Below are 14738 nucleotides of genomic sequence, written 5' to 3'. Positions count from 1 at the left end.
ACACACTGATCAGCCCCTATAAAAAAGGTGACCGAAAAGTCACCTTCTTGTGTAAGAGCCTGTAGGACGACTACCGCACCCCCGTACTCCGCAGGGCCGCAGGCGTGTAGTCCCCCGCCTTTGCAGCGATGTTGAATTCGAAGCTGCGCTTCTCCTCGTTCTTCATCCCCAGGGCAATGTATCGACCGGCAATCAGGTCGTAGAGCGCCTCGACGGTGTAGGCCGGCACTTGATGATCGTAATAGAACTGGGCATGCCCTTCGGCAACACGCCAGAGCTGGCCACGACCATCGTAATGATCAGCCAGCGCCACCTGCCAACTGTCTTCGTCGATGTACATATGGCGCTTGGCATAGACGTGCCGCTCGTTCGGCTTGACCGTGGCGACGACTTCCCAGACCCGGTGCAATTCGTAGCGAGTGAGGTCCTGATTGATGTGCCCGGCCTTGATCACATCGGTGTACTTGAGGTTCGGCGAATCGAGTTTGTAGCTGTTGTAGGGGATGTACATTTCCTTCTTGCCGATCAGCTTCCAGTCGTAGCGATCCGGCGCGCCGGAGAACATGTCGAAGTTATCGGTGGTACGCAGGCCATCGGACGAGGTGCCGACGCCGTCATAGGCCACCTGCGGTGCACGTCGCACCCGACGCTGTCCGGCGTTGTAGATCCAGGCTTTGCGCGGCTCCTGGACCTGATCGAGGGTCTCGTGAACCAGCAACACGTTGCCCGCCAGACGCGCAGGCGCGGTGACTTCCTGCTTGAAATAATTGAGGACGTTGTCGTCGCTGCCGGGCTTCAAATCGCCGAGTAGCGAAGGCACGGCAACTTCATCCTTGAAGCGGATCACGGTGAAATCGCCATTGGACTGCGGCGTTGCCTGGGTGATGGTGCGGCGCAGATTGCCACCGTGATATCGGGTAACGTGGTTCCAGATCACCTCCACGCCGTTCTTCGGAATCGGGAAGGCGTAGTAGCGATTGCCGGTGAAGTTGGCCAGGCCGTTACCGTCGTTGATCGGTGTTACGTTCAGCGCACTGCGCTTGGCAGACTCATAAATTTCGCTTGGCAGGGCCACCGTCCGATGGCTCGGATAGACCGGAATCCTGTAGGTCTCGGGATAGCGTTTGAACATCGCTATCTGGCCGTCAGAGAGTTTGTCCTTGTACTTGTCGACCGTGGCCGCGGTGATGGTAAACAACGGTTTCTCGTTGGCGAACGGGTCGGCCAGAAAACCTTTGCTGTCTACCGCGCCAGCGTTTTTCGGGATACCACCGGTCCAGGCCGGAATCGAGCCATCGGCATTACCGGCTTTCTCGGCACCCAAGGGGGTGAGGCTGGTGCCAAGCTTGTTGGCTTCTTGCGCCGAGACAGCGGCCATCACATTGACTGCGAGCAGGCTCAGGGTCAGAACGGTGCCCAATTGCAGAATCATCTTGCGCATTGAAATCATCCTTTTCAGCCAGATCAGAAGTTCACGCCAAAGCTCAGCGCCACGAAGTCGCGATCTTCGAGGACGTTGTAATCGCCACCAAAAAAGTCGGTGTAACTGAGGCTCGCGGTGTAGGTGTTGCGGTAATCCGCATCGACGCCGAGGCTGACGGCCTTGGCACCCTCGTTGAACAGTCCGTTGGGACCGTAGCCGTTGACGTCATGGGACCACGACAGGTTGGGGCGCATGTTGATCCCGGCGATCAGGTTGTTGTAGTCAAGGATGGCCCGGGCGCGATAACCCCACGACGTCGAAGTCACGAAACCGTCGGTGTCCCCGCCGAATCCATACTGTCCGTACACCGAGTCGCGGCCATAGCGCAGCTTGCTGCGCGACTCCAGGCCACCGACCCGCACCACCCCTGCCTCGCCTACCAGTGTCAGGCGATCCGCGCCGGCGATTTGATCGATGAAGTGCGTCAGGGTGCTCTGGATCTGCGTCACTTCCTTGCGGCGGTAACCTTTGTTGTCGGCGCCTGGCGAAGTTGCAATGGGTGATGCCGCGCCGCCCGCGATCGGATTGAGCATGGCCAGCGTCAGGTCGTTGGTGTTGACCTGAACGGGTGCGTTGGGGCGATAGCTGATTTCGCCGGTCCATGCGGTGCCGGTGGGCAGGGTCGTGGAGAAACTCGCGCCATAGAGACGAATATCCTCCGGGTATTCGAGGTAGTACTGACCGCGACCGAGCATCACACTTTGGGCCAGACCCGAACCGCTGCCGGGGGCGATACGGTTGGCGGTGGCAACAATCCCCGGAATGCTCGCCAGCGTGCCGAGGCCGGCCGTCGTCGTCCCGACGTTGGGCGTGCGGCTGTGGTAGTTCATGAAGTACAGGCCGTACTCTGTGTCGTCTCCCAGCCAACGCAACGCCGTGCCCCATTGCCCGGAATCCCGCGCATCCCGGTCACTGCCACGTGGCACGACTACGCCTTCGCGGGTAACTTCAAAACCCTGACCAAACGCCGCGGCAATCGGCTGCAAGGGTGCAATGGCCGGACTGGCGACTGTGTAGCCCTTGGTGCAGCCATCGGCCACCACATCGACACCGAAGAAGGTGCCGCAGTTATCGACAACGGTCTGGTCCCACTCCAGTTGATAGAAGCCTTCTACGGTCAACTTGTCTGTCAGGCCCTGGGAGGCGAACAGCATGTTCACCGGAATCAGGCCCTCCTTGATCTCGGCGCCGGGACGACGAAAAGCGGACACGTCGACCGGGTTGATGCTGTTGATCGAGTTGCCGATGAAGGTACTTTCGCCCCAACTGACCACTTGCTTGCCGACACGCGCAGTGCCCGGCAGATCGACGATGGAGTAGTTGTGGTAGACGAAGGCGTCGAGGATCTGCCCGCCGGAGGATTTGGCACCCTCCTTGCGCCCGTGATCGCTGATGGGTTTGAACTCGCGGTCTTCGTCCTTCAGCTCGAAGTCGTACCAGTACTTGCCACGCACGAACATACCGGTGTCGCCGTACTTCAGTTCAAGGTCGTGAATCCCCTTGAAGATCTTCGAGAAGGTTTCGCCTTTCTTGAAGTTGAGTCGCCCGTCGTCACCGGTCGACGCCTGGCCGGAACCACCATTGACCGTGCCCACCAGGGCATCATCGGCATCGCGCATTCCCCAACTCGCGCCGACCGCCAGCGAAGAGTCGAACGTGCCTTCGATTTCCCCGATGTTGAACGAAACAGCCTGTGCCTGAGCACAGCAACCCAAGGCCACCGCTGCGGCCAGCGCTTGCGGCGTGAAGATGGCGCGCATTGTTGTTTTTGTCATGCGTCTTCCCCGGTGAGTGACAGAAGACCTCACCCTACTGCCGGGCAACGGGGTCGATAAGCGCACCAAGGAGGTATTCGCGGTGTAGCTCTAAAGGATGACTGGCACAGCGGCATCACCCAGGCGTTAGACACAGAAACCCTGACTATTGCCGGGGCTGCAACAGTGCATGTCCGGAATCAGTATTTTTCCTTCGTGACCAAGGGCTTATTCTTGTCGGGCTTTCACGGAATATCGCTGAAAGCCCGGCAACGGCATCTGCCATCGCTGAAAGACTTCAGATGAGCTGAAAGTTTCGGTTCATCACCCTGGGTACACTGACGTTGATTTGTAGCTCCTGGATCAAACGTCTTATTGGCCGCTGCGTTTGCAGCGGCCTTTTTTATGGTAACCATTTTAATAACTTCGCTGCCTGACAACTAACAACTGCAAAACATCCTCATTCACACACCTACATAATCATCAGAAAAACCCTACATACATATGTAATCACCCAAGGTACTCAAGCAATTAAGGTGAATAGCAAGCCAGTCATTTTTATCTTCGACTGGCGACTCAACTATTTACGACGAGTAACTTTTATGAAACCCATCAATTACAACCAACATCGTTCAAACCGAAGCTTTAACAGCCGCGTACGCTTTTTGATACTTCATTACACAGCTGGTAACTTTTCCAGTTCCATCAATGCCCTGACCGGTCCCAATGTCAGCGCGCACTATCTTGTTCCGGACATCACTGATCCCAGCTATTTGAAAGCCGGTTATACCGAGCAGGAAGTGTTCAACCTTGTGGATGAAACCCAGCGGGCCTGGCACGCGGGTGTCAGTCAGTGGGGTAATCGCAGCAATCTGAACGACACGTCCATCGGCATTGAAGTAGTCAACCTGGCGTCGTTCAGCGAAGGGGCTTTTACGTTCCCGCCGTATCACTGCGAGCAAATTGCTGCGATCGAACAACTGGCGTTGAATATCCTCAAGCGATACCCGGATATCACCCCGACACAGGTGCTGGGCCATTCCGATATCGCGGTCGGTCGTAAAAGCGATCCGGGGCCGATGCTTCCTTGGCACGCGCTTTATTTGAAAGGCGTCGGTGCCTGGTTTGATGAGGCGACCCGGGATGACTTCCTCCAACGATTCGATTCCTGCGGCCTTCCGGCCCGGAGTGAATTGCTGCGACAGTTCAAAGCCTACGGTTACGATGTGGCGCAGGCGTCGAGCGAAACTGGCTTCCAGCAATTGGTCCGGGCATTTCAGCTGCACTTTCGCCCGGAAAATTACGATGGCGTGATGGATACGCAAACAGCAGCCAATCTGGCGGCATTGGTGTCCAAATACTTTCCTGGATGAACAATGCCGATAAACCTTATTGATTGACGTACAGCAGCGGCAAGGTCATTCAGCGCGACCTTGCCCACGGCGTCAGAGCGAATACTTCTGCAAGTTCGCCATCATTTCCTTCAACGCTTCAATGTTGTCTTTCGGATGCGCTGCGCCTTCAAAATCGCAAATCTGCTGCCAGTTCGCCGCCACGTCTTCCGGAGAAAATCCGGCCCGTGGATCGAATCCAACGCCGAGGCTTCGCTCCCAGCGTACCTTGCCCATCCAGCCGCCGCCGATTTCGAAGAGGCCGGAGGTTTCCTGGCAGTTTTCGCTGGCGAGGTACACCACCAGTGGGCTGACCAGTTCCGGTTTGAGTTGCTCGAAAACTTGTGGCGGGATCAGGCCTTCGGTCATCCGCGTACCGCCAGTAGGAGCGATGGCGTTGACCAGGATGTTGTTCTTGCGGCCCTCGATGGCCAGCGTGCGGGTCAGGCCGTAGAGGCCGAGCTTCGCCATGCCGTAGTTGGACTGGCCGAAATTGCCGTAGATGCCAGAGGTGGACGCGGTGAAGATCACACGGCCGTAGTTTCGCTCGCGCATGTGCGGCCAGGCGGCGCGGGTAACTTTGTAGGCGCCTTCGACGTGGACGCGGTAAACCAGGTCCCAGTCGGCATCATCCATTTTGTGGAAGGTCTTGTCCCGCAGGATCCCGGCGTTATTGACCACGACATCGACACGGCCGAAAACGTCGAGGGCATTCTGGACCAGTTTGTCGCCGTCGGTGACCGAGTCGTGGTTGGCTTCGGCAATGCCACCGGCCTCGCGGATTTCCGCCACCACGCGATCAGCGGCCGAAGCGTTGGCGCCTTCACCCTGAGCCGAACCGCCAAGATCGTTGACCAGCACTTTGGCACCCTGCCTGGCGAACAGCAGCGCATGGGCCCGTCCCAGGCCACCACCGGCACCGGTGATGATCACGACCTTATCTTCGAAACGCACAGACTCATTCATGGGAGGGACTCCAGCAGGCCAAGGGACATTGGGGCCGAGTGTCAGGCACTGCGCAGCGAGTCACAATGAACACAGGGGAGGCTGAATGGTGCGCGATAAGGCTGGGGGATGATGCGTGAGGGTTTTCAAAGATCGCAGCCTTCGGCAGCTCCTACAGGGTGCTTGCCTATCTGCGTAGGAGCTGCCGAAGGCTGCGATCTTTTCAGGAACACGCCACCTTGCGTTCCGCCGAAAGTAATTGATCTCGAAATGCCAGGTAATGCTTGAGCACCATGCTCGGCGCCTCAATCTGTGGGTAGTGACCAATCCCGGGCAACAGGACCGTGTCTGCGTCCGCAATCAACTCCCGATAACGCTCGACGATGTGCGCGCCGGAAACCGGATCGACTTCGCCATCGATCAACCGCATTGGCACCTCACCCCGTTGCATCGCGCTCACCCAACGGTCGCGCCATACACGGCGCTCGGGGATGTAACCAATCAGCTTGTGCATGATCCGTGGCCCGCGATGACACTCGACCAGGCTCCAGAAATCATCCATCTCACTTTCGCTGGGGCGGGTCTGCGGTCCGAAAATCTGCTGAAAACTTTTCACCAGCCCGTCTCGACTGAACGCGCGGCCGATCATCCAGCCCAGCGGACTGAGCAGGAGTTTTTGCATCAGCACCGGTCGATGGGTTTCAGGAAACAGGCCACCGTTGAGAAACACGCAACTGGCCAGTTGCCTGCACGACTCGTAATGCCGCGCCAAAAGCTCCTGGGCCACGCTGTCGCCGTAGTCGTGAGCCAACAGGTGCACCGGTTGTTCGACATTCAAGTGAGCGAGCAATGCCTGTTGCAGATCTGCTTGCTCCAGCAGGCTGTACTCGTGATTCGCCGGTTTGGCCGAATCGCCGAAGCCGAGCATGTCGCAGGCGATCACGCGATAACGCTGGGTCAGCGGCTGCCAAAGGTAATGCCAGTCCCAACTGGCGGTGGGAAATCCGTGTATGAGCAACAACGGCTCACCTTGCCCTGCCGTCCAGTAATGGACGGTATAACCACGGAAGACGAACGTCTGGCTGCGTTTGCGCCAGACACACAGGGGAATCTCGGCGAGTGCCATTAGTGTTTATAACCCGGGTCCAGTTTATCGAGTTTGCGCAGCAGCGCCGGCCAGGCAAGCGCTCCGCCCATTCCTTGAGCACTTTTGGCAACATCCGCAAGAAACGACAGCCCGAACGGATTGATCAGGAAATCTTCAGTGCAAGGTACTTTGGCCAAGATGTGGGTGAAGATCAGATCGTCCCAGCCATGTTGGGCATCCAGTCGGCAGCAGGCAGCGAGGTCGACGCAGGCTTGCCATTCGGCGGCATTGACCCGGTCTTTGAGACTGTGTGGCGATTGGGCGAGGGCTACGTTCACGGCGAGGAACCCCGGTCTTTTTATTATGGAGTGTTTGCAATAGATACCGAGTCTAGTCACCCCACCGGGTTCGTGTACTTGCATTGGCAGCCAGCTTGATGGCCTGGCGAGTCAGTACGCCGAGGACGCTGGAGCCGTGTCAGAGTACCGACGTCTGAGATGGCCAGACGCGCCGTTTGCAGCGCACTGTCAGAACCCTGACCGGCTTTGCCGTCGGGACACTGTCAGGTGCGCAATGCGTTGATCAGCTCCGCCAGCCAAGGCTCGGCGTCGGTTTCAGGGGTCACGCTTTCACTGGCGTCCAGACGCAGCATTGGCAGTACTTCACGCACGCCCAGCTCACCAAATAATTCACGCATCTGCTCGCCGCCACCGCAAAAGGTGTCGCCGTAACTGGCATCACCCAAGCCGATCACCGCACCCGGCAAACCACGCCAGGCCGCTGGCAACTGGTCACGAATCGTCGAATACAACGGTTGCAGGTTGTCCGGCAACTCGCCCATGCCGGTGGTCGACGTCACAGCCAAAAAAGCTTCGGGAGCAAAAGCCTGAACATCGGCAAGGGTCCCACGCGGGTTGTGCCAGGTATCGAACCCGGCATCCTTCAAAATTTTGGCCGCGTGCCGGGCGACTTCTTCAGCCGTGCCGTACACCGAGCCGGAAATGATGGCGACTTTCATCAATCTGATCCTGAATCCGAGTGAAAGACCGGGATATTAACAGCACGTCCGAGATTGTTCTCTTAGAATGCAATCGACAATCAATCAGCAAAGGACGCCTCGATGATTAACGCACAACTGCTGCAAATGGTGATTAACGCTTCCAACGACGGCATCGTGATCGCCGAGAAGGAAGGCGAGCAGGACAAGATTCTGATCTACGTCAATCCAGCGTTCGAACGGCTGACGGGCTATACCAGCGAAGAGATCCTTTACCAGGATTGCCGCTTTCTTCAATCCGGCGACCGTGATCAGGAGGCCTTGCCACTGATTCGCACCGCATTGGACAGTGAAGGTTCGTGCCGGGAAATCCTGCGAAACTATCGCAAGGATGGCACTCCCTTCTGGAATGAGCTGTCCCTTTCGACGGTAAAGAATCCAAGCGATAACCAGGTTTATTTCGTTGGTGTGCAAAAGGACGTCACGGTCCAGGTCAAGGCACAGCAGCGAGTTGAGCAACTCGAAGCACAGTTGGCCGAAGTACAAGCCGAACTGGCTGCATTGAAAGCGACGAACGGCCAAAACAAATCAGCGAATTAATTGTCATTAACTACAATCACCAATGCCTTTGTAACTATATCTTTCGAGTTGGCCATGCATCGCGACGCACTCCTGACCCAGGATGAGCTGGATTTCATCCAGACCATGCAGCACAACCCGCAGCTGAATGCGCGGGATGCAACGTCGAGCCTGCTCGTTAATGGTGGATCGCAGATCCGCGACTTGCTCACGCGCCTGGCCGCGCATGAGCAAGTCACTATCCATGCCAATTTCGAAAATCAGCAAATGACCTTCCCCCTGCATTTGGTGGAAGACGAGTTTCACGCAATGCACTTGCGTCTCGGTGTTCCCAGCATTTATGAAGACGGACCGATGGTCCGGCCATGGCGCCTTGTGCTCGATGAGCCTGTCGCTCTGGAAAATGCCAAGGGCCAACCCGGCGCGATGTGGGTGCACGAGGTGTCATGCAAAGGGGTCTTGCTGGAGATGCGCAACAAGACCAAGCCACCGAAACACTTCGCTTTGTGGTTCAGTCCGTCAGGCTATGAACGGATTGCGTTGCGCGGTGCTTTGGAGAAAGAAACCGATCAGGGTTACTTCGCCTACGAACTTAACCAAAGCGACACCGACGAAACCGAGCGGCTGCGCCAGTACATCCTGCAACAGCATCGCCTGACTCATCCCTCGCTGCATCTTTAAGCGTCACGTATCGAGCTTGCCTGCCAGGAACTGCTTCAGACGCTGGCGCATGATACTGCCCTCACTTCCCAGACAGCCAATGGACGACCCGGCAAGGCTGTCCTGCGCCAGATCGGCTGCATCGCCGGCCAACAGCACCTGACATTCAAGGCTCATCGCCAGGCGATTCAAGCGCCTTGGCAGTTCCGATGTTGGCGCTTGATTGGATAACAGCACCAGCGTGTGCGGTTTGACCCGCTCGCAAATCAAGGGCAACTCCTCGAATGGCTGGCCGATCGCCAAAAGCTGAATAGCAGAATCGACACTGCTCAAAAACAATGCTGTCATCAGTAATTCAAGCTCACGACACTGGTCGAACAGCGCGCAGACAATCACGCGCCGAGGCTGCAGCCCCCGGACCAGCAACAGGCGTTGCAACACGCGAGAACGAAGAAAACCATCAAAAAATAGCCATTCACTGGTATTGCCGAACGCGTCCTGGTGCAACAACATCTGCTTCCAAAGGGGGATCAGGATGTCCTGGAACACGATCGTAACGGGATAACTGGAAAAAATCTGACCGTAGATCTGCTCCAGTTGAGCTTCGTCAAAAGCACTCACCGCCGCTTGGACCTGTTGCTGCCATTGCGCATAATCGGCCTGGACCAGGTCGCTTGGAATGATATGCGACAGCGCCTTGAGAGGCGTTGTCTTGGCGAGGATCTTACCGATTTTGCTCACGGCAACACCGCGCTCAATCCAATCCAGAATGCTGCGGACGCGCTCGATATCGGTCATCGAATACAACCGGTGCCCGCTTTCGGTGCGGATAGGTACGATCAGCGCATAGCGGCGCTCCCACGCCCTAAGCGTCACGGGGTTCACTCCGGTCAGTCGTGAAACCTCGCGAATCGGAAACAACTCTTCATTTTCAAGAGATGAGGCCTGCGGTACACCTGAAATTACGTCAGTCAGTCCGGGCATCTTTTTAAACGTCCATGTATCGTCCAATTCTTATTCTAACGCCCGAGTCCGTAAAAATTCCGTAAAATCTCAATGCCGTGAACGAGCACAAACGTCACAGACGTTGCAGGCAAAATCAGGAATAATCCTTGCTTGTTCCGAGACGCAACCCATCACCCCGGCGTTGCGCCTGGCGAAACTCTTATCCGGAGTCTCGCAACTGTCATACGGAGATACAAAATGTCTACCTCACCGGTCACACTGATGGTTGCGCGTCGCGTCGCCGATGGACGTTATCAGGACCTGATCGCCTGGTTGCGCGAAGGCGAACAATTGGCCACCGACTTCCCCGGTTATCTGGGCTCTGGCGTGCTCGCTCCGCCACCTGACGATAACGAATTCCAGATTATCTTCCGCTTCGCCGACGAACCGACCCTGCACGCCTGGGAGCATTCCGCCTCACGTACCGCCTGGCTCGCTCGCGGCAGCGACCTGTTTGCTCACCCAACGGAACATCGGGTCAGCGGCATCGAAGGCTGGTTCGGCGCGACAGGTCAACGCCCGTCCCGCTGGAAGCAAGCCGTGGCGATCTGGCTGGCGTTTTTTCCGGTATCACTGCTGTTCAACTTTGTGCTCGGGCCGTTGTTAAGTGACATGAGCCTGTTGCCGCGAGTATTCATCAGTACCCTGTGCCTGACGCCGTTGATGGTTTATTTCTTTATTCCCCTGTCAACTCGCTTGCTGGCCGGCTGGTTGAACAGCCCACCGACACGCGCCATGCCCTCTACCTCGGTACCGCATAACCGCTAAAAAGATCGCAGGCTTCGCCAGCTCCTACAGATGGACAGATCGCAATCTCCGCTGCAGCGGCCCAAGACTGCGATCTTTTCTCAGACAACTCATGACGCCTCGCTGGTATAGTTTTGCTCTTACCGCGACGCGAGCCGTTCATGACTTCTCTTGCTGCTCCCATTCTCATCACTGGTGCCGGCCAGCGGGTCGGCCTGCACTGCGCCCAACGACTGCTGGAAGACGGCCATCGCGTCATCTTCAGCTACCGCAGCGAACGCGCCGGGGTGCAAGCCCTACGTGACAAGGGCGCAATTGCGGTGTTCGCAGACTTTTCCACCGAGGCCGGTATTTTCGCTTTCATCAGTGAACTGCAAACCCATACCGACAGCCTGCGCGCCATTGTCCACAACGCTTCCGAATGGCTGGCCGAAACCCCGGACACCGATGCAGCAGCGTTCACCCGCATGTTCAGCGTGCACATGCTGGCGCCCTACCTGATCAACCTGCATTGCGGCGACCTGCTGCAACGCTCCAGCCCAGCCGACATCGTACACATCAGCGATGACGTAACCCGCAAGGGCAGCAGCAAGCACATTGGCTATTGCGCCAGCAAAGCCGGGCTCGATAACCTGACCCTGTCTTTCGCTGCCAAGTACGCGCCGACCATCAAGGTCAACGGGATCGCCCCCGCGCTGCTACTGTTCAACCCTGAAGACGATAAAGCCTACCGCGCCAAGGCACTGGCCAAGTCCGCGCTGGGCATCGAGCCCGGCAGCGAGGTGATTTATCAGAGCCTGCGCTATTTGCTCGACAACCCTTATGTCACCGGCACGACCCTGACCGTTAACGGCGGAAGGCACATCAAATAAGTGTCCCGCGAGGATCTTCCATGACGTTATTCCTGCATCAGAACGCCTTGTCTCAAAACTACCGCGAGATCCTCATCGGCCTCGGTGAAAATCCGGACCGCGAAGGCTTGCGCGACACCCCGAAGCGGGCGGCCAAAGCCATGCAGTACCTCTGTCATGGTTATGATCAAAGTGTCGAAGAAATCGTCAACGGCGCCCTGTTTGCGTCCGATAACGATGAAATGGTGATCGTCGACAACATCGAACTGTATTCGCTCTGTGAACATCACCTCTTGCCCTTCATCGGCAAGGCGCATGTCGCTTATATTCCAACGGGCAAGGTGTTGGGCCTGTCGAAGATCGCGCGGTTGGTGGACATGTTCGCCCGCCGCCTGCAGATCCAGGAGAACCTCACCCGGCAAATCGCCGACGCGGTGCAGCAGGTGACCGGTGCGGCCGGCGTTGCCGTCGTCATTGAGGCACAGCATATGTGCATGATGATGCGCGGCGTCGAGAAACAGAATTCGACCATGAACACCTCGGTAATGCTCGGCGCGTTTCGCGAGTCGAGCAACACACGTCAGGAGTTCCTGCAATTGATTGGACGGAGCAAGTCGTAATGCCACAACTTCAACCAGGTATGGCACGTATCCGGGTCAAGGACCTGTGCCTGCGCACCTACATCGGTATCAACGAGGATGAAATCCTCAACAAGCAGGATGTGTTGATCAACCTGACCATTCTCTACGCAGCCCAGGAAGCCGTGCGCGACAACGACATCGACCATGCGCTGAACTACCGGACCATCACCAAGGCGATCATTGCGCACGTCGAGGGCAATCGCTTTGCCCTGCTCGAACGCCTGACCCAGGAAATCCTCGACCTGGTGATGACCAATGAATCGGTGTTGTATGCCGAGGTCGAGGTCGACAAGCCTCACGCCCTGCGATTTGCCGAGTCGGTGTCGATTACGCTTGCAGCGAGCCGCTAGCTTCAAGCCACAAGCGCCAGGCTGTAAACTTGCAGCCACCGCCATCCAACTTGCAGCTTCAAGCGCGCCGTTTGAAGCTGTCTCGCAGAGACCGCCATGACCGATCAACAACGCCTGGAACTCGAAGCCGCCGCCTTTCGCCGGCTGGTGGCCCATCTGGACAGCCGCAAGGATGTGCAGAACATCGACCTGATGAACCTCTCGGGTTTCTGCCGCAACTGCCTGTCGAAGTGGTACAAGGCAGCCGCCGACGAGCGCCAGATCGAGGTCAGCCTCGATGACGCCCGCGAAGTGGTTTACGGCATGCCGTACGCCGACTGGAAAGCCCAATTTCAGCAAGAAGCCAGCGCCGAACAACAGGCGGCGTTTGCCAAAGGAAAACCCAATGAGTGATTTGAACACCCTGCGCGCCAGCCTCAAGAGCGGCGAACATGCTTTCGCCGATACCCTGGCGTTCATTGCCGCCGGTTACGATTACCAACCTCAGGCTTTCAACAACGGCGGCGTGGAAAACGCGGCCGGGCAGAACGAAGGTTCGTGCAAGACCCTGGGTCTGGCACTGCTGGAAGGTCTGAGCGATGAAGAAGCGCTGCTGGCCTTTGGTGAGCACTACCGTTCCGTGGTGGCAACACCAGAAGGCAGCGATCACGCCAACATCCGCGCATTGATTGCCCACGGCCTGGCCGGTGTAAAGTTCACCCAACAGCCGCTGACACGCCGCTGATTCAAATTGCAGGAGCGAGCCTGCTCGCGATGAACCTGAGAATGCTGCGGGGTATCAGGCTCCCAGCGTTATCGTTCACGACCATCGCGAGCAGGCTCGCTCCTACAGATGATCGACAGTACAACCCGACTTTTAAGATTGACTCGGCAACTTTATTTCGTTTGCCCCGCCCCCCCGCTCACGGCTTAGATAAAAAGAAGTCCTTCATCTTCCGAGCCGGCCCTTCATGCGCAGCGAAACCATCAGCCAGTCGATCAACATCGTTCACCCTGTCACGCTCAGCCACGGCAAGAACGCCGAGGTCTGGGATACCGATGGCAAACGCTACATCGACTTTGTCGGCGGCATCGGCGTGCTGAACCTCGGCCATTGCCATCCGCGCATCGTCGAGGCCATTCGTGAACAGGCCACCCGGCTGACCCACTACGCGTTTAACGCTGCACCCCATGTGCCTTACATCGAACTGATGGATCGCCTGAGCGCGTTCATCCCGGTGGATTACCCGGTCAGCGGGATGCTCACCAACAGCGGTGCGGAAGCGGCGGAAAATGCCCTGAAGATCGTCCGTGGCGCCACCGGCCGCAGCGCGGTGATCGCCTTCGACGGCGCCTTCCACGGGCGCACGCTGGCCACGCTCAATCTCAACGGCAAGGTCGCACCCTACAAACAGAAAGTCGGTGTGCTGCCCGGACCGGTGTATCACCTGCCGTTTCCCAGCCAGGACAACGACGTGACCTGCGCCGATGCCCTCAAAGCCATGGAGCGTCTGTTCAGTGTTGAAATCGATGTCGATGACGTCGCCTGTTTCATCGTCGAACCGGTGCAGGGCGAAGCGGGATTCCTCACCATGGACGTGGAATTCGCCAGGACGCTGCGCAAGTTTTGTGACGACAAAGGGATAGTGTTGATCGCCGATGAAATTCAGTCCGGCTTCGGCCGTACTGGCCAGCGTTTTGCGTTCTCACGACTGGGCATCGAGCCGGACTTGATCCTGCTGGGCAAAAGCATCGCCGGTGGCGTACCGCTGGGTGCGGTGGTCGGGCGCAAGTTGCTGCTGGACAACCTGCCCAAGGGTGGACTCGGTGGTACTTACTCCGGCAACCCCATCGCCTGCGCAGCGGCGCTGGCAACCCTGAACGAAATGACCGATGCCAACCTGCATGCCTGGGGCACTCAACAGGAAGAAGCGATTGTCGGCCGTCATGCAACCTGGCGTGCGAACAACCTGACGCCGTACCTGGGACGCCTGACCGGCGTCGGCGCCATGCGAGGCATCGAGTTGAACAATACCGATGGCTCGCCCGCCCCGGCACAATTGACCCAACTGCTGGCCCTCGCGCGGGATGCGGGCCTGCTGCTGATGCCCAGCGGCAAATCACGCCACATTATTCGCCTGCTGGCGCCGTTGACTATCGAAGCGACAGTGCTGGAGGAAGGCCTGGACATTCTCGAGGAGTGCCTCGCCAAACTGACCTGATACCCGATCCCGTAGGAGCCGGCTTGCTGGCGATAGCGGTGTGTCAG

16 protein-coding genes and 1 pseudogene are annotated in these 14738 nt (G+C 57.7%); 10 read left to right on the top strand and 7 right to left on the bottom strand.

Annotation, left to right across the window (positions count from 1 at the left end; genetic code table 11):
• Positions 1-70: 70 nt before the first annotated feature.
• A complete protein-coding gene (locus AD668_RS03550) occupies positions 71-1441 on the bottom strand; it encodes a DUF1329 domain-containing protein (RefSeq protein WP_053154708.1) in 1371 nt (456 codons plus the stop codon).
• A gap of 23 nt (positions 1442-1464) precedes the next feature.
• The gene (locus AD668_RS03545) at positions 1465-3258 is read right to left on the bottom strand and encodes a DUF1302 domain-containing protein (protein WP_053154705.1); all 1794 of its coding nucleotides are present in this window, start codon (positions 3256-3258) and stop codon (positions 1465-1467) included.
• A gap of 581 nt (positions 3259-3839) precedes the next feature.
• Between AD668_RS03545 and AD668_RS03540 the strand changes: the two genes are divergently transcribed.
• Complete coding sequence (locus AD668_RS03540) at positions 3840-4610, top strand: N-acetylmuramoyl-L-alanine amidase (RefSeq protein ID WP_053154702.1); 771 nt, start codon at positions 3840-3842, stop codon at positions 4608-4610.
• 72 nt (positions 4611-4682) lie between these two features.
• Here AD668_RS03540 and AD668_RS03535 read toward each other — a convergent pair whose 3' ends face one another.
• From AD668_RS03535 to AD668_RS03520, 4 genes and pseudogenes are all read right to left on the bottom strand, one after another.
• Positions 4683-5594, bottom strand: coding sequence for an SDR family oxidoreductase (locus AD668_RS03535; protein WP_053154698.1), 912 nt, complete (start codon positions 5592-5594; stop codon positions 4683-4685).
• A gap of 202 nt (positions 5595-5796) precedes the next feature.
• Complete coding sequence (locus tag AD668_RS03530; protein ID WP_053154695.1) at positions 5797-6699, bottom strand: alpha/beta fold hydrolase; 903 nt, start codon at positions 6697-6699, stop codon at positions 5797-5799.
• A gap of 80 nt (positions 6700-6779) precedes the next feature.
• Positions 6780-6998: pseudogene (locus AD668_RS03525) on the bottom strand (class II aldolase/adducin family protein); the annotation flags it as partial.
• A 224-nt stretch (positions 6999-7222) separates the two neighbouring features.
• Complete coding sequence (locus AD668_RS03520; RefSeq protein WP_053154689.1) at positions 7223-7678, bottom strand: flavodoxin; 456 nt, start codon at positions 7676-7678, stop codon at positions 7223-7225.
• A gap of 102 nt (positions 7679-7780) precedes the next feature.
• Here AD668_RS03520 and AD668_RS03515 point away from each other — a divergent pair, with 102 nt between their 5' ends.
• Together AD668_RS03515 and AD668_RS03510 are read left to right on the top strand one after the other, a co-directional pair.
• Positions 7781-8257, top strand: a complete 477-nt coding sequence (locus AD668_RS03515) for a PAS domain-containing protein (protein WP_053154686.1) — start codon at positions 7781-7783, stop codon at positions 8255-8257.
• 54 nt (positions 8258-8311) lie between these two features.
• Positions 8312-8917, top strand: coding sequence for a hypothetical protein (locus AD668_RS03510; protein WP_053154683.1), 606 nt, complete (start codon positions 8312-8314; stop codon positions 8915-8917).
• A gap of 3 nt (positions 8918-8920) precedes the next feature.
• Here the strand turns inward: AD668_RS03510 and AD668_RS03505 are convergent, their stop codons facing one another.
• Positions 8921-9880: a MerR family transcriptional regulator gene (locus AD668_RS03505; protein ID WP_053154679.1), complete on the bottom strand. Its 960-nt coding sequence runs from the start codon at positions 9878-9880 to the stop codon at positions 8921-8923.
• A 219-nt stretch (positions 9881-10099) separates the two neighbouring features.
• Here AD668_RS03505 and AD668_RS03500 point away from each other — a divergent pair, with 219 nt between their 5' ends.
• The 7 genes from AD668_RS03500 to AD668_RS03470 all read left to right on the top strand — a co-directional run bounded on the left by AD668_RS03500 (position 10100) and on the right by AD668_RS03470 (position 14691).
• The gene (locus tag AD668_RS03500) at positions 10100-10669 is read left to right on the top strand and encodes an antibiotic biosynthesis monooxygenase (RefSeq protein ID WP_053154676.1); all 570 of its coding nucleotides are present in this window, start codon (positions 10100-10102) and stop codon (positions 10667-10669) included.
• 140 nt (positions 10670-10809) lie between these two features.
• Positions 10810-11520, top strand: coding sequence for a dihydromonapterin reductase (gene folM / locus AD668_RS03495; RefSeq protein WP_053154673.1), 711 nt, complete (start codon positions 10810-10812; stop codon positions 11518-11520).
• Positions 11521-11540: 20 nt separating this feature from the next.
• Positions 11541-12119, top strand: a complete 579-nt coding sequence (folE, locus tag AD668_RS03490; protein WP_053154670.1) for a GTP cyclohydrolase I FolE — start codon at positions 11541-11543, stop codon at positions 12117-12119.
• The gene (gene folX, locus AD668_RS03485; protein WP_053154667.1) at positions 12119-12490 is read left to right on the top strand and encodes a dihydroneopterin triphosphate 2'-epimerase; all 372 of its coding nucleotides are present in this window, start codon (positions 12119-12121) and stop codon (positions 12488-12490) included. The genes folE and folX overlap by 1 nt, the downstream gene beginning before the upstream one ends.
• Before the next feature lie 96 nt (positions 12491-12586).
• Positions 12587-12883, top strand: a complete 297-nt coding sequence (locus AD668_RS03480) for a DUF1244 domain-containing protein (protein WP_053154664.1) — start codon at positions 12587-12589, stop codon at positions 12881-12883.
• Positions 12876-13214: a HopJ type III effector protein gene (locus AD668_RS03475; protein ID WP_053154661.1), complete on the top strand. Its 339-nt coding sequence runs from the start codon at positions 12876-12878 to the stop codon at positions 13212-13214. Before AD668_RS03480 ends, AD668_RS03475 begins: the two co-directional genes overlap by 8 nt.
• 226 nt (positions 13215-13440) lie before the next feature.
• Positions 13441-14691: an aspartate aminotransferase family protein gene (locus AD668_RS03470; RefSeq protein WP_053154658.1), complete on the top strand. Its 1251-nt coding sequence runs from the start codon at positions 13441-13443 to the stop codon at positions 14689-14691.
• Positions 14692-14738: the final 47 nt, after the last annotated feature.

It is taken from the genome of Pseudomonas sp. P1.8 (assembly GCF_001269805.1).
In the GTDB taxonomy this organism is placed as follows: domain Bacteria; phylum Pseudomonadota; class Gammaproteobacteria; order Pseudomonadales; family Pseudomonadaceae; genus Aquipseudomonas.
Note: the sequence above shows the minus strand (reverse complement) of the source record. Positions and strands in the feature narration are given on the sequence as shown.

Excerpts from the sequence above, each read along its gene's own strand:
- AD668_RS03470 (WP_053154658.1), top strand. The coding sequence starts at position 13,441 with ATGCGCAGCGAAACCATCAGCCAGTCGATCAACATCGTTCACCCTGTC.
- folM (WP_053154673.1), top strand. The coding sequence starts at position 10,810 with ATGACTTCTCTTGCTGCTCCCATTCTCATCACTGGTGCCGGCCAGCGG.
- AD668_RS03520 (WP_053154689.1), bottom strand. The coding sequence starts at position 7,678 with ATGAAAGTCGCCATCATTTCCGGCTCGGTGTACGGCACGGCTGAAGAA.
- AD668_RS03480 (WP_053154664.1), top strand. The coding sequence starts at position 12,587 with ATGACCGATCAACAACGCCTGGAACTCGAAGCCGCCGCCTTTCGCCGG.
- AD668_RS03540 (WP_053154702.1), top strand. The coding sequence starts at position 3,840 with ATGAAACCCATCAATTACAACCAACATCGTTCAAACCGAAGCTTTAAC.
- folX (WP_053154667.1), top strand. The coding sequence starts at position 12,119 with ATGCCACAACTTCAACCAGGTATGGCACGTATCCGGGTCAAGGACCTG.
- AD668_RS03505 (WP_053154679.1), bottom strand. The coding sequence starts at position 9,880 with ATGCCCGGACTGACTGACGTAATTTCAGGTGTACCGCAGGCCTCATCT.
- AD668_RS03530 (WP_053154695.1), bottom strand. The coding sequence starts at position 6,699 with ATGGCACTCGCCGAGATTCCCCTGTGTGTCTGGCGCAAACGCAGCCAG.
- AD668_RS03535 (WP_053154698.1), bottom strand. The coding sequence starts at position 5,594 with ATGAATGAGTCTGTGCGTTTCGAAGATAAGGTCGTGATCATCACCGGT.
- AD668_RS03500 (WP_053154676.1), top strand. The coding sequence starts at position 10,100 with ATGTCTACCTCACCGGTCACACTGATGGTTGCGCGTCGCGTCGCCGAT.
- AD668_RS03545 (WP_053154705.1), bottom strand. The coding sequence starts at position 3,258 with ATGACAAAAACAACAATGCGCGCCATCTTCACGCCGCAAGCGCTGGCC.
- folE (WP_053154670.1), top strand. The coding sequence starts at position 11,541 with ATGACGTTATTCCTGCATCAGAACGCCTTGTCTCAAAACTACCGCGAG.
- AD668_RS03475 (WP_053154661.1), top strand. The coding sequence starts at position 12,876 with ATGAGTGATTTGAACACCCTGCGCGCCAGCCTCAAGAGCGGCGAACAT.
- AD668_RS03510 (WP_053154683.1), top strand. The coding sequence starts at position 8,312 with ATGCATCGCGACGCACTCCTGACCCAGGATGAGCTGGATTTCATCCAG.
- AD668_RS03550 (WP_053154708.1), bottom strand. The coding sequence starts at position 1,441 with ATGCGCAAGATGATTCTGCAATTGGGCACCGTTCTGACCCTGAGCCTG.
- AD668_RS03515 (WP_053154686.1), top strand. The coding sequence starts at position 7,781 with ATGATTAACGCACAACTGCTGCAAATGGTGATTAACGCTTCCAACGAC.